We start from the raw sequence: 15038 nt of genomic DNA, 5'->3' as shown, positions 1-15038 counted from the left end.
TCTTTCAATATCCGGACAATCTGTGTCTCAGAATATTTTGATCGTTTCATTTTCATTCCCCCGTTGGTCATAGTTTAACCGGAGAACTCTAATTATCGATGGACCAATTATCGGGGAGGATTACACTTTGAGCAATTTTGCTTGTTACTCGATAAAGACAAAGTTGCAATTAACACACTACTGGATCAGAAGTATCCTGAAAAGATTTGCGTAAAGCCCTTCAAAGACGATTTACCGATAGAACTAGTCGTCTACGACGATATAAATATTTTCTTTGGTGCAAAGGGGACTGGTAAATCAGACATCTTGGCTGCGATAGCTAGCTTCTATTCTAACAAGGGAATTGGATGTAAAAAGTTTGAAGCGGGAACTGTCAGACTGGAAGATGAGTATGACTTAGGTGGCAAAAGTCTAAAAATTGACTTAAAAGATTTTGGGATTGAATATTGTAATAAAGAGATAGAGCTGGTTAGGAATGCCTCAGAAGTTGGTGTAACCAGCCTTTCCAAATATAGAAGCTTTTTTTCAGACAGCCTAAAAAACAAAAAGGCGCGAACGATCAAAATTAAGGATTTCTCAACAGTCAGCACACAACAGTTTGATAGAAGACTTAAGGTAGTGCTAGGCACGGACGATAACGTAGTCCAGTTCCTCAATTTTATAGAAGAAAGCGACGAATTTAAAAAATCTATTACCGAAGATGAGCTTCGAACCCTCCGTGTAATTTTAAACAAAGCGTCGCAAAAACTCGGTGTAGAGGCATTTGATCTGTTTTCTTCTGGGAAGTCTGGTTCTCTCTTTAATCAGCTAGTTGATATTTTCAAGAGCGAAATAACAAAAAAAACTGGAACACCATCTAAGCCAAACGGTACAGGGCTCCGTGAATATGCTAGAAACCGCATAGCAATCGAACTGGCGACGCAAATGATTATTCACAACATTGAACAACCTATAAAAGTCGATCCCACATATATTGGAAATCTAGATGATAAGGGAGACCTTTACTGTACGACTGAAATTCTAATTCAGGATGGTAAAATTAGCGCGAGTAGATATAAGCCGCTGAGTAAGGTGAAAAAAAATCCGCAGAAGGATTTTGCTAAGGCTATCAAACTAATTAGTGAGAAAGTTTACTCCGAAGATTTGTTTAATAGCATTTCAGAACTCAATGAGATCGAGGGGATAGACACCATACCAACATTACTAGAGCTGTTGGTTTTCGATAGGTTCTTTATGATTGATGAAGAGGAATATAAACCATCCACCGGAGAAGCCTCAATGATTTTGCTTCACAGGGAGCTGAATGAGGACAAGGAAATATATATTCTGGATGAGCCTGAGAAGAGCCTGGGAAATGAGTACATAAACAATGTAATCGTTCCGCTCATTAAGGAAAAAGCTAAGATTGGAAAAAAGGTATTTATTGCGACTCATGACGCGAATATAGCTGTAAGAACACTGCCGTACAACTCTGTTTATCGTCACCACGATCTAAATGGGTACAAAACATACGTTGGGAATCCGTTCTCGAATAACCTCACTGATTTACGAGAAGAAAAAAGTGAAATGGATTGGAAAGAAGTTAGCATGAGGACGCTTGAAGGAGGAAGGGATGCTTTTGGAGAAAGGGGGCAAATCTATGGAAATCCATAAGGCAGATATAACTCAAGTTCAAGAAGATTACTTTTTGGAGCTCAAATTACCGGAGAATACTCTCATTATTCCCATCACTCAGGATGTCCCTAGGGAAATCCAAAAAGTATTCAATAAACTTATAGTGGCTCTTAAATCTGGTGCTTTTAATTTTGAACTTGAAGAAAAAGACGACGGCGACATTATCTACCATGTGGTCACAGAGTATATATCTCAGTTGAATGCAGAACTCGAAGATATTTTTCAAGAGCTATGTGAGCACGGCTTAGTGGATAAAACCGAAAACGATTAAATAGAGAATCAAAATGACTGACATATCAATTACTCTTACAGATATAGATTTCTTACAGGAGCAATTGAATTTTTCAGAAATCAGCCCTGTAGATTTTGAAAATCTTATATTTCATTTACTCGATGAAATGGGGTTTTCAAATTTAGTGTGGAGAAAGGGCGGAGAAGGAAACTCTGCTACCGATGGTGGACGAGATTTAGAAGCAACGTTTTGGACTGTTCTGCCTGCTGCGTCCAAAGAGGAGAAGTACTGGTTTGAAGTGAAACATCGAAAAAAACAATTAGAGAAGTCTCAAATTCAAAGTACGATATTAAATGCTGCAGGAAATAACTTAAAAGATAATGTCGTCATAATTACGAATAAGACCATTTCCAACCCCACATTGGATTGGATAAATGATTTTCAATCCACGCATAAGACACCACAAATTTCAGTATGGCAAGGGCATGACCTGGAAATACTATTAAGAAAAAATCCTCGAACACTTGCTAAATTTCTTCCGTCTTCATTAGCATTTAGCGGTCGTTGTAAAGTAATTGAATCTAAATTTTCAAATCTTATGCTTCTCCCAGCTGGTGGTGAATTAGAAGAATTATGGGATAAAAGAGATGAGTGCTACCATAATTCGTATCTCACTTTAGTTGCAGTGTTGGCCGAAGTTGCTTATGGAGATGTTACTACTCGGCAATGGGGGTTGAAATTAGATGAAGCTCAGTTATTTTCGGTTGCAGCTACAGGAATGTTGAATGTTTATCCTTTCATATTCAAATGCTGTGCACTAAACAGGGATCAAACACCACTTATTAAAGGTTTATCGTATATTATGGAGTGTCTTTTGCTAAGATATGGCGAGGAGATAACGGCTAAAGTATTGTTTAATCCTGAGGAGTTCGCAGAATCGGACGTTGAGCTTCCTGACGAACTGAAGTTTAATCGATATGAACCAATTTTTAACACAATATTTCATGAACTAAGCATTAACTGTAGTGAAAAAAATTACTGTTCAAAAGTTAGCCATATGTCCAAGCAGAAGGAATTTAGCTTCTTTAACCGTTTCTTGATCGACCCAGTAAAAGAGGACGAGGATAAAACACTTATTTTGAATTCACAGAATTCAAAATGCCAAATTGGCATTATTAGTGACGAAGAATATTGTCCTCTTGGAGACATAAGTACCGCCCCAGAGAATTTTGGTGGTCTGCTCGAAAAACTTAGATTCGCTCGTGGAGTTATAGTAAACCGATCAGGCGAGTTAAGAGAAAACTCTTAATGCCCGCTAATGGCCGAACTGAGACTTGCATGAATAGAGAGTATTTAGGAATATTAGATATGATCTGATAGAGGCTAATGAAGCTTGTGTTATTATCGATAACAATATATTTCCGACTTCTACATAATTAGGTACGTCTATGGATAGAATACTCGCATTATTTGCTATTATCATCGGTTTTATTGCTCTATATCGTTTTGCAAAATTTGTACTGCAACAAAAATATATACAAGCACTTAATTCACATTGGAACAAGGAATTTACCGTTAACGGTATTAATCTCGTCAATCCCGCTGATTCAAAAATCCTAGGTGACTGGAAAGGCTCTGGTGTACAAGGGTCTCCTATTCGCACACGTCTATTTCAAACTCGAAAAGGAAATTATGGAATATTCAATTTCTGGTTTCCATTAGAAGGCCTTCCGAAGTCAGAGGTATCAATGGTTAGTGAAGTACAGGCGAAAGCAGAGCTGCTATCTCGCGATAGGATACAGTATATAAAACTATTCGGTGAGCCAAAGCACATTTAGGCTCAAATATGGACAATTTACCCATATTAATTAAGGCGTTACTATCGAGTTAGGCATGCCTAATTGAGAGAAATATATGAATATTACTGACGACCAGAAAAGAGTCATCACAAAATATGACAGTAACGTCCAGATCGAAGGACCTTTACGACTTTTATCTAAACTATTGATTACAGCTGTATTCAGTATGTTAGCTGGTATCATACTCCACTTATTCACGTCAGTTGGCTTAGAGAAGATAGTGATAATATCGATATTACAGGGATTGATATTTTATGTTTATGTTCAATTATCTGATCATGGCTATATGATGCTGTACCGTCAATTCAAGACTCTCAAAAAAACTGCCATGGAGATTGTGAGATCAAATCATATTGACAGACCTTGCGCTGCAGAGACCCTGCTGAGTATGAAAACTCGGCAGCATGTTGACAATTCCCGCTTCATTCGACGTAAGATTGGCCAGAGCGACGATTCGAACTTCTCCCGTGACCACTACAATACAAACTAATAACAATGATATGAATTGGTGGGAACACGAATGGAATTGGACTCCGGCGGGAAATGGATTAGACACCAAAGGTAGATTGTCTCTTTCAGAGCTGAGTCTTTATCGGTTCTGTTCACTCGCTTCGAACTCTCTCCCAAGTCAAATCAAACTTCGCCAGATATTTACGCAGCCTGTCCGCGTCATTGCTGCTGCTCTTCCGCTGCCGGGAAGCATTAAACAGCGTCCGTCCCGCCTCAGAGAGGGTGCCAGACTTGGCGCAAACCTTGATCACAGAATCCAGTTGGCAACGGTCGAACAAGTCGATCTGTGCAAGTGTTTCAGCTGACAGCAACCGCTCAAGTCCATCGTCGTTGGTACCGTCATTGCGCCATTGATTACGCAGGCGGATGATCTCATCTTCTACATCGCTTTCTGTGATACGCCCCCCTTCGGCCAAAGTGGCCAAACGGGAGACCGAGGCGGAGAGTTCACGAAAATTGCCACGCCAGGCAGTGTCTGGGGCGGTGGCGTAGGCTAGATAACGTTGCCTTGCTGGTTTGTTGAATCTCAGCCGGCGGCCGAGTTCGCCTGCCTGGCGCTCTAACTCAAATTCCAGATTGGGCTCGATGTCTTCCGGCCGGTCCACCAGTCCCGGAAGATGGAAGGTCCAGAGGTTGATGCGTGCATAGAGATCTTCGCGGAACCGCCCCTGCTCGACATCGATACGCAGGTCACGGCAGGTGCCAGCGATCAACTGAAAGTGACTTTCTACCTCATGATCAGATCCCATGGGATAAAAGCGCTTCTCCTCGATCGCTTTCAGCAGCATTGATTGCTCGTCCAGCCCTAGTTCCCCGATCTCATCCAGAAACAGCAGACCGCCATCGGCCTGCCGGAGAAGGCCTTCGCGCTCGCCAACTGAGCCGGTGTAGGCACCCTTGGTGTGGCCGAACAAGGCGGACATGGTGCCTTCGCCATGCAGGGTGGCGCAATTGACCTCAACAAAGGGTCCAGTGACCTGGTGACGCTTGCGTTTGAGCTGATAGACCTGGCGGGCGAGGAACGACTTACCAGCGCCAGTGGGGCCAAGCAGCAGTATCGGAGCAGGAGAGCGGTTAGCCACTTTCTCAATGGCATCGATCATACGGTTAAAGGCGAGATTTCGGGTCGCGATACCCGATTTCAACAAGTTGAGGGTCTCCTCCCGCTCCTCGGCGAAGCGCTGGGCGATACGGTCGTAGCGTGACAGATCGAGATCGATGATGGTGAAACTACCCACCTTACCCGCACGCTGTTTGGGGGGCGGCGCACTTTGCAACAATCGGGCGGGGAAGTAGTTCGCCTCGGTCAGCAGGAACAAGCAGATCTGGGCGACATGGGTACCGGTTGTGATGTGGATCAGATACTCCTCTTGCTCCGGCTCGAAGGGGTAGTCACGGGCAAAGCCGTGCAAGGCGGCGTAGACCTGTTCGAAATCCCAGGGATCATCGAGAGGCATGGGGCGCCATACTAGCTCAGTTTCCGGCGATATGGCTGCGATATCCTTGGCCACGGTCTCCCTCACGCGCTGGTATCTGTCCGGTTGATAGAAGAGCTCCAGGCGGTCAATTAGAAGATCCTCCTGCTGGCAGAGTGAGATGCTTGGACGCCACTTTTCCCAACGACCATTACCGCGGCCCTCATCGAGCACCGCGCCAAGAAAGCCGATAACCACCGTCTTTTTCACTTTCACACCATTCACCTTCTAATGACGTTCAGGTAAGCCGCAATTAAAAATGATAATAAATTATAACATCATATAAATATATATAGCTTATAAGCCAAAATAAGTGTCCGCTACTTATGTCGAATTTCAAGAGAACAAGCTAATAGTCTGTAAAAACAATAGCATGCATGCATACGTGAAAAGCTGGCACGCCCTTCGCTATAGGTAGGGGAAATCGGAGATGATTGTATTTAACGAATGGAGCAGCAAGATGGCTAACAAAGCGCTTTTTCCCGGTGCAGCCCAGCGTTCAATGAAAACCAATACCCTCAACGAAGCTGGTGGAACCGCTTATCGTCTGAGTGATAAACACGCACTGGCGCAGTATGCGGTTACTGGATGCCTTAACGGTACTTACTATGCCGGAGCGGAGACCCAGTTAGAGCAGGTGATCGAATTGTGCGACCAGGTAGAGCCGGAATTCATCGCCCGCACCGCTATTTGGTGTCGCCAGAACGGGGGAATGAAGGATATGCCGGCACTGTTGTGTGCTGTCCTTGCCACTCGCGGTAGCGATTGGCTGCCTATCGCCTTCGATCAGGTCATCGATAACGGTCGCATGCTGCGCAACTTCGTACAGATCCTGCGTAGCGGTGCACTAGGGCGGAAATCCCTGGGAACCCGACCCAAGCGTCTGGTGCAGCAGTGGCTGAACCGATCCAGTGAGCAGCAGCTGCTGGCAGCGACGGTGGGTAATGCGCCGTCTCTGGCTGATGTGGTGAAGATGGTACATCCAAAACCGACTGAGGCCTGGCGTTCAGCCTTCTTTGCTTGGCTCATCGGTAAGCCCTATGACCTGGCATCGCTGCCGAGTGCACTGCATAGCTTTGAGCGTTACAAGCGTGAGGGTGGAAAGCTGCCCAAGGTGCCTTTCCAGATGCTGACCTCGCTGCCGTTGAGCGAATCGAAATGGGCAGTCCTGGCTCTGCGAGGAGGCTGGCAGATGGTGCGGATGAACCTCAACAGCTTTCAGCGTCACGGCGTCTTCAAACAGCCGAAGATGGTAAAGAAACTGGCGCGGCGTCTGACCGATGAGAAAGCGATCCGCAAGGCCAGGGCTTTTCCTTACCAGTTGCTGACCACTTATCAGTCAGCGTCTGGCGTGCCAGATGAGATACGCCAGGCTTTGGAGCAGGCGATGGAGATCGCCCTGAGTAATGTGCCTGAGTTGCCCGGGCGGGTGGTTGTTTGTCCCGATGTGTCGGGTTCGATGCACTACCCGGTTACCGGTTGGCGCAGAGGCTCAACCACCACGACCCGCTGCATTGATGTGGCGGCACTGGTGGCGGCAGCCTTCCTGCGCAAGGACCGGCATACCCTAGTGCTGCCCTTCGACTGGGATGTCTCCAGGGTGCGCCTGAAAGCGGATGCGGCAGTGATGGAAAACGCCACTAGACTGGCATCTCTTGGGGGTGGTGGAACCAATTGCAGCTCGCCGCTGCGTTGGTTGAACAAGCGACAGGAGCGGGCTGATCTGGTGTTGTTGGTGTCGGATAACGAGTCATGGATCGACTCTCGCCGAAGTGCCGCTAGCGCGGTGATGACGGAGTGGAGCCGGTTCCGGCAACGCAACCCGGCGGCGCGGTTGGTCTGTCTCGATATCCAGCCTTACACCAGCACCCAGGCACCGGAGCGCGAGGATATCCTCAACATCGGTGGCTTCAGTGATGCGGTCTTTACCCTGATCGACCAGTTCGCCAGGGGAAAGCTGCAAAGCGGACACTGGGTTGGCGTGATTGAAAACCAACAGCTGGCAACAGCATAGGAGTAGTAAGAGGGGCGGGCAATGGGGCCCGCTCCACCGGGGCATCAGCCCCAAACGATTTACGGGCGAATGCAGGTGGAACTACATCGCTATGAACGACGTGGTCGCGGGTTCGAATCCCGTCACCTCCACTACGACGGGGGTGTAGCTCAGTCAGGTAGAGCACGCTGTTTCACCGACCCTTGTCGCCCACCTATTTGACACCCCCAAGTGACTGGGGAATTCGAGAGCAGTTTCGCGGCGAATGCCGATGGCGCTACTTGGTTGACGCACCTTGCTTGCAAGGTCCCGCAAGGGGTCCGGGTTCAAATCCCGGTCCGGCCTCGGCCGGGTGGCGGAAAATATCGCGTCATCAAACCTGGTCGCCGCACTTATACAAGGGTGTCGTACAATCCTATCTTGGGTCTGAAGACACCCATTCATTGGAGCAAGAAAAATGTCTACTGAAAACTACGACGTTATGCAGGCCGAGCAGGGGCATCCGGTTAAGATGTGGACCCAGGGGGTACCTGTGGATGAGAAGGCTAAGGGGCAGCTGTTGAATGCCTCTCAGCTACCATTTATTCATAAATGGATCGCAGTTATGCCTGATGTACATGTGGGTAAGGGGGCGACCATTGGATCAGTGATTCCCACCAGGGGTGCGATCATCCCGGCGGCAGTCGGCGTCGATATCGGTTGCGGTATGATGGCGGTTCGCACCAGCCTAGGATCCGGAGATCTGCCGGATAACCTGGCGCCGCTGCGTAGCGCCATTGAGCAGGCAGTACCCCATGGTCGAAGCAAGGGACGTGGAAATCGCGATAAAGGCGCCTGGGGAACGCCACCGGCCCATGTCGATGAGGTATGGACAGAGTTAGTGGAACCCTTCGGGCGCATTGTGGAAAAATATCCTCGCCTGAAAAAGACCAATAATTATGTCCATCTAGGGACTCTGGGAACCGGTAATCATTTCATCGAGGTCTGCCTGGATGAGAGTGAGGCGGTCTGGATTATGCTCCACTCGGGATCACGCGGTGTCGGCAACGCCATCGGTAACCTGTTCATCGAGCAGGCGAAAGAGGATATGCGTACCTGGCATATCACCCCGCCTGACCGAGATCTGGCATATCTGCCGGAAGGGACCGATCACTTTAACGACTATGTCGAGGCGGTGGGTTGGGCGCAGCATTTCGCACGCCGCAACCGGGAATTGATGATGGCGGCGTCCATCGGTGCTCTGCGCCAGATCATCAGTAAACCCTTCGATGCCGATAGCATGGCGGTTAACTGTCACCACAACTATGTGCAGCAGGAATCGCACTATGGTGAACAGGTGTGGGTAACCCGCAAGGGTGCAGTCCGTGCTGGGGCAGGGGAGCTGGGTATCATTCCGGGTAGCATGGGCGCACGTTCTTATATTGTACGCGGAAAGGGTAATCCGGAGAGTTTCTGTTCCTGCTCCCACGGTGCAGGTAGAGTCTACTCCCGAACCGAGGCCAAGCGTCGCTTCACACTGGAGGATCAGAAGAAGGCGACCGAAGGTGTAGAGTGCCGTAAGGATAGCGCCGTGATCGACGAGATCCCTATGGCCTACAAAGACATCGATGCTGTGATCCATGCCCAGCGGGATCTGGTGGAAGTGGTGCATACCCTTCGTCAGGTGGTTTGTGTTAAAGGATAGAAACGTCTCGAACAGAATGGATAGAGATTGAAATGAGTAGTGCATCCAACTTGATTACCATCGATGGTTCGCGTGGAGAAGGGGGTGGCCAGGTACTGCGTACCGCATTGACGCTGTCGCTGATTACCGGCCGCCCACTTCGTATAGAGAATATCCGCGCCAAACGGCGAAAGCCCGGCCTGATGCGCCAGCATCTCACAGCTGTGCATGCCGCTGCGGCTATCGGTGAGGCGGATGTTGAAGGCGCAGGCGCGGGTTCGCAGTCACTGCTGTTTCAGCCTAAAACCATCAAGGGTGGTGACTATCGTTTCGCCATAGGTACGGCGGGCAGCTGTACTTTAGTGTTACAGACTGTCTTGCCTGCACTGATGTCGGCCCGAGTCGAGGCGAAACTAAGTCTAAGCGGCGGCACCCATAATCCACTGGCGCCACCCGCCGACTTTCTGCAACGTGCCTATCTTCCTCTGTTGCGGCGAATGGGGGTCGATATCGATATGAGTCTGTCACGTTACGGCTTTTACCCCGCGGGTGGAGGTGAGGTGGAGCTCAGGCTAGAGGCTGGGGATAAATTGCAGCCACTAAACCTACTGGAGCGTGGTGAGTTGCGACAGGCTAGCACTGAGGCGCTGATCGCCGCACTGCCTGTCAGTATTGCCGAGCGCGAATTGGAGACCGTCCGCCGCACCATGGGTTGGGATCCATCACAGCTTCAACTGCGCGGCCTCAACAATAGTCAGGGACCTGGCAATGCCCTAGTGGCGACTATTGAACATGAATATGTCACCGAGGTCTTCACCGCCTTTGGCGAGAAAGGTGTCAGTGCCGAGAAGGTGGCAGGTAAGCTCTGTCGCCAGATAAAGACGTATCTTGAAGGAGTAGCGCCAGTTGGTCCCCATCTTGCCGATCAATTGTTGCTACCGCTAGCAATCGCGGGTGGTGTATTTAATACAGTAAAACTAACGCAACATACACTGACCAATATGGAGACCATCAATGCCTTTTTGCCCGGCTGTCTTGATATGGAAGAGATAGCCGATGGAATGGTGCGGATATTTCGAAGTAATAAATGAGGCACAGCTCAATTGGCACGTCTCAGTTCGACCAGAAGTGGCTGTTCAGTTAATCTGACAGAGTGTCAGTGAATATCTCTCTACAGAAAATTACGAATTTATAAATAGCAGACAAAAACGATCAATGACAAACTTGTTGCAGCACAAATTATTAGTGATATGCCTGTGTGTTGTTTGTTCAGATGTTGAGGTTTTGTATTTGAGGTTTGTCGAATAATTTTACATTCCGAGTGAATTTGTAGGGTTAAGTTTCTATCTATCTATTTAATTTAATAACATAAAGTAAATTGTTGCATGGAATATGCATATGTAATTGTTGATGAAGCACAAATTTCGAATTAACAGCTAAGATCTAAAAACACAAGCATACGTCTACTTTTGGTGGCTTCTCCATTAGTACCAGTCAATAAGCGATAACTACTTCTCTTCACCGCTAGAGTGAGAAGATTAATTACGCTAACAAATCGATAAATGCAAGGGAGTGAATATGTGCATCTTCAAGTTTAATATTAAATTACAATATGCATTAAGCCTTATTATATGGTTCTCTGTCATATCAGGTGGGTGTAGTAATGGAATGCCCTCTGTATCTAATGCAAAAGACTATATGTTAAAACTGATTGAAACAGAATCTGCTGGCAGAATATCGTTAAATGACTTTACTAAAATTAATGCATTAGAGAAGAAAGTACTTGGAAATATTTATCATGTTGTTGTGTATGAAGCGATAATTGAATTTACACAGGACAGTAGGTGGATTGCTGCCAGCATGGGTGAGATTCGGGACTTTAAAGCGAAAGCAACAGATGCACGCCAAGGACAATCAGGATGGGCTGGTTATAACGCAGGCCTCATGAATCCGGGCAGGAATGTTACGAAAGGATCAATATTCAAGGTGTCAGGTGAAATTTTCTATGAAAAAACAGAAAGTGGCTGGAGACCTGCTGGCCAATCGATATCAAGTAAAGTGAAACTCACTGAAGGGAATGCGGGTGCTCAAAAAATTCAAAGCGCACCACAACTAAAATATTCGCAGAAAAATAATTCTACTGCACGGGCAGATAGAAGAGTTCAAACAATACAAGAAAGGCTTCAATTATTAGGGTACATGCCAGTTGAGACCACCGGCTACGTAGATAACCACACGAAAAGTGCAATAAACTCATTCGAGTCAAAAGTAGGCATCGCTAATGATGGCCGGGTGTCAAAGAGTTTATTTGACGCATTATTTGAGTCAGAAAAGAAACGGCTACAGGCTAGCATATCGCTAAAAATTCCAAATTATTTCTCGGGCAAACCACTGAGGCGGTATTACCAGGTTCATCCTAATTCAACCAATGATTACTTAAAAGGAATAGAGAGAAGCGATAATAATAAGGTATTCGCATTTGGTTATGAAGGAAATTCCGTAGGAGGCTATTTTATATCGTTTGATTCATATATAGATGCACTTTCAAAGTACACTCAATCCATGCCAAGACTCAATTTGAAGAATATTGAATATACAACAAATCTAGAACCGCATTTCATTATGAAAAGTTCATCTAAAGCGAATACAGTATATTTAGTAATCGATAAATATGTTTTCAATATAACTTCCAATAAAATACAGAACGCTGTTGACTTTGCAAGGGAAATTATAGAAAGCAATAACCTAAGGCCACCTCAATAGCTAAGGTGGAATTTTTAGATATATTTCATGGATCGCGGGTTTATGTGTGTGCTGATTAATATAGAGTATTCATAATGTGTAATTCTACTATTGCTGTATTAAAGTCGCTCTTTGTATTAACCTTTATTATCGCGTCTTCAGCAATTGCTGAAGATGTAAAAGTTCAATCGATATTTGGAATTAAATTTGGCGAGAGATTTGATCAAGCTACAGTTATAAATGCATCTGGTCGAGGGGATATATTGGAAGTCATTCCTATGGTCCCAAATAAGCACTACGATAAGTATCAGGTATCGTTAGGTCGCCACAGTAAATATGTACAATATGTGAAAGCAATGACTGCAGGACTAAAGCGAAGTAAGAAAGAAGCTAGAGATGAAGCATATGAAATAATGCAAGTTTATCGATCTAAATATCCATATCTACAACCCTTCAAACTGAAGAAAGGACATGCAATATTTGCCCTGGAAGGCAACGATGGAAAGTTTGTTGAGTTTCAATATTCAGAAACTTATAGGATTCTTATAATCAAGGATAAAAATGCAATTGATTATGAAATGGAGCTAGTTCGAAAGAAATTAGAAGAACAGAATACTCCAAAGCCGTCTAAATCTAGAGTAATTTACGATAGTGGTTTTTGATACGATCGAACTGAAATGATGACTTTCGAAGCATTTGAATGTAGTTAATTATTTTCAACAATCCTTAAATTATCCGCACGTCGATCTAAATTCAGTAATTCTAAATATGGTTACTTCTATAACCAGAATGCTCGCTTCGGTCGCAAATCAGTCATGTCACACTTCGACTATATGCGGAAGTTTTATCAATCTACACAACACAGGAAAATCTACTGTACGCTTAAATCGCTTCAGGCCGACCTGGACGAATGGCTCGAATACTACAATAATGGATAATGGAAATTATCTTTCACACATTTGAGACGGCGGTGGTTCATGTGGTTAAGTTGGAATTGATCGAAATCTTCGTCTTGCAAATGAAAAGGCTCAGGACGTATCGATCAAAAATCTGACACGAAAGAAAACCTACCATAGCGGCCAAATTTAAGGAGCTAGATAATAAAGATAAGGATAGAGTAATAATTATAAACCTCCGTTTTTTACGATTTCGATTGTTAGTATCGAATTCGGTAACTTCTAATCTGCGACCAAAGCAGGTCATTGGTCCGATGGGATTGGGATGTTTGGTCCTAGCCAGAAGCGGACACAAGGAGCCTGCCGATATTTACACCCTGATCTGGAGCGAATAGAAATGCTTTCCCTAATTTGATCTTGATCAACATCAGCTGGTGAATTTCATCGGATTGCTTGCAATCGTAATACAATTGCCTAAATTAGGATAGGGGATTTGTCAGATCCAACGCGGTATGCACGCAGACTTAGATACACCTCCGGACATAAGGAACGTGACGTAATGGCAGGCTTACTCTTCACCCAATATTACCTTAAAGCTGGTGGCCGATGAAATCCATCGGCTCGAGTATAACATGCGTGATCCCGTCACTGTCGTAAGGCCGCAATGTCGGTATTCGGCTGGCTGGCAAGTCCCCACCAGGCGCGCGAAATCGTCATCAGAGCGAGGATTGGGGCCATCTCCACTAGCCGCCAGCAGGTGCTCAATCTTCTATGTGGCGACGGCGATTGTAGCGTGGTGTGCGGGCGCAAAGCAGATCACTACGGATCATGCAAGAGCAAGTGCTATTTGTGCTTAAAACCTGCAAAATCAGCCTCATGGCTTTCGGAGGTTTATCCCTATGCACGGCCGGAGGAACGCAATGTCACCAATGCGTATGAATTTACGATCAAGCCTGACGGCCTTCTTGCTGTGCCTTCTATCGACGATGGTTCACGCCCAATGGGACGTAGAGGGGCGCTTACTACAATGGAAGGCGTCAGCGCCGAGCTCATGGATCGGCGGCAACAGCTCGCAGATAGCTACGGTGAAGGGACAACTACGGTCGCAGGGAAGTAGTTTGATAAAGTTAATGGATGAACTTTGGTACAAGTCAAGAACCGTTGATGCCTATCTCACGAGTATGGACGTAAGTGGCGTGAAAACCGGTATAGCCAGCCGGATAGTTTTTGACGTCGCGAATCGCGAGTTCTCCAGCGAGTACTTCACTAGCGAAACATGGGAAGCGTTGGCAAGTACTCCGCTCGACGGTTACCCGCAAAGCTCCTCTACCGAGTTTCTCGGCGCCAACGCGCCATCAATCGGGGGAAAACCATCAAACTGCGCCACGTTTGTGACAACGATGCCGAGCCAGAGATTCGCCTACGATGTTCTGTGTTTTGTGCACATTGGTCAAGGCAAGACGCATATGATCAAATTCCGCACAGACGGCTCGAAGTGGGATGAGCATCTTAACGAGCTCAATAGTATATTGGGAACGCTGAGGTACTACTAACCTAATCATAGAGACTAAGAACTGATATAAAGGATAAGGTAGGTGGGAAAAACCAAATGAACTCTCAGATGACATCGTTTTTATTCACGATACTGCTCGGTTTCATTTCGGCGTGTATCGGATTGATTCTTTATCGATTTGGTGAAGCCGTTATCAAGTACAAAGGCGCAAGATTTGGTGGCGCCGTCGCGATCGCGGGCGTCTCGTTCTACTTGATGGCGGAATTCTATTTTCGCGGCCTCTCCGTCGAAGACCTTGTGCGCGAGGAGGCACTCGAAGAATTGCAAGAATCTATTTATGAGTATGACACATGTATAGCGCACGAAGATGGTAAGGAGTATATGGCATGCAGATTTCAGGCAGATGCAGTACGCGATGCAGCCAAACGATTGCTGCCGTAATTTTAATCTCAGTAATGTGGATAGCGGAAGTGTCGGCACA

The 15038-nt window shown here is 46.2% G+C and carries 12 protein-coding genes and 1 tRNA gene; 12 read left to right on the top strand and 1 reads right to left on the bottom strand.

From position 1 onward, the window contains the following. Positions 1-141 precede the first annotated feature (141 nt). The 4 genes from AC4IE8_RS05310 to AC4IE8_RS05295 all read left to right on the top strand — a co-directional run bounded on the left by AC4IE8_RS05310 (position 142) and on the right by AC4IE8_RS05295 (position 3744). Positions 142-1653 carry an OLD family protein gene (locus tag AC4IE8_RS05310; RefSeq protein WP_490790489.1) on the top strand — a complete coding sequence of 504 codons (1512 nt, stop codon included), beginning with the start codon at positions 142-144 and terminating at the stop codon, positions 1651-1653. Continuing rightward, complete coding sequence (locus tag AC4IE8_RS05305; RefSeq protein ID WP_490777333.1) at positions 1613-1945, top strand: hypothetical protein; 333 nt, start codon at positions 1613-1615, stop codon at positions 1943-1945. Before AC4IE8_RS05310 ends, AC4IE8_RS05305 begins: the two co-directional genes overlap by 41 nt. Before the next feature lie 13 nt (positions 1946-1958). Then, entirely contained in the window at positions 1959-3215 is a 1257-nt protein-coding gene (locus tag AC4IE8_RS05300; protein ID WP_490777332.1) for a restriction endonuclease, read from the top strand. A 139-nt stretch (positions 3216-3354) separates the two neighbouring features. Then, complete coding sequence (locus AC4IE8_RS05295) at positions 3355-3744, top strand: hypothetical protein (RefSeq protein WP_490777331.1); 390 nt, start codon at positions 3355-3357, stop codon at positions 3742-3744. A 623-nt stretch (positions 3745-4367) separates the two neighbouring features. On the opposite strand, the gene rtcR is transcribed toward AC4IE8_RS05295, so the two are convergent. Next, positions 4368-5966, bottom strand: a complete 1599-nt coding sequence (rtcR, locus tag AC4IE8_RS05290; RefSeq protein ID WP_490790488.1) for an RNA repair transcriptional activator RtcR — start codon at positions 5964-5966, stop codon at positions 4368-4370. 244 nt (positions 5967-6210) lie between these two features. Between rtcR and AC4IE8_RS05285 the strand changes: the two genes are divergently transcribed. The 8 genes from AC4IE8_RS05285 (at position 6211) to AC4IE8_RS05250 (ending at position 14998) form a co-directional block, all read left to right on the top strand. Next, complete coding sequence (locus AC4IE8_RS05285) at positions 6211-7764, top strand: RNA-binding protein (RefSeq protein ID WP_490777328.1); 1554 nt, start codon at positions 6211-6213, stop codon at positions 7762-7764. 244 nt (positions 7765-8008) lie between these two features. After that, positions 8009-8089, top strand: a tRNA-OTHER gene (locus tag AC4IE8_RS05280). Between the two features lie 111 nt (positions 8090-8200). After that, a complete protein-coding gene (locus tag AC4IE8_RS05275; protein ID WP_490777320.1) occupies positions 8201-9427 on the top strand; it encodes an RtcB family protein in 1227 nt (408 codons plus the stop codon). A gap of 32 nt (positions 9428-9459) precedes the next feature. Beyond that, a complete protein-coding gene (gene rtcA, locus AC4IE8_RS05270) occupies positions 9460-10497 on the top strand; it encodes an RNA 3'-terminal phosphate cyclase (protein ID WP_490777319.1) in 1038 nt (345 codons plus the stop codon). 487 nt (positions 10498-10984) lie between these two features. Continuing rightward, positions 10985-12169, top strand: coding sequence for a peptidoglycan-binding domain-containing protein (locus tag AC4IE8_RS05265; protein WP_490790487.1), 1185 nt, complete (start codon positions 10985-10987; stop codon positions 12167-12169). A gap of 74 nt (positions 12170-12243) precedes the next feature. Then, on the top strand, positions 12244-12810 hold the full coding sequence (locus tag AC4IE8_RS05260) for a hypothetical protein (RefSeq protein WP_490777317.1): 567 nt from the start codon (positions 12244-12246) through the stop codon (positions 12808-12810). 1364 nt (positions 12811-14174) lie between these two features. Further along, the gene (locus tag AC4IE8_RS05255) at positions 14175-14597 is read left to right on the top strand and encodes a hypothetical protein (protein ID WP_490790486.1); all 423 of its coding nucleotides are present in this window, start codon (positions 14175-14177) and stop codon (positions 14595-14597) included. A gap of 56 nt (positions 14598-14653) precedes the next feature. Then, entirely contained in the window at positions 14654-14998 is a 345-nt protein-coding gene (locus tag AC4IE8_RS05250) for a hypothetical protein (protein WP_490777315.1), read from the top strand. Positions 14999-15038 lie beyond the last annotated feature (40 nt).

The organism is Candidatus Thiodiazotropha sp. AKAK2 (assembly GCF_058244685.1).
Note: the sequence above shows the minus strand (reverse complement) of the source record. Positions and strands in the feature narration are given on the sequence as shown.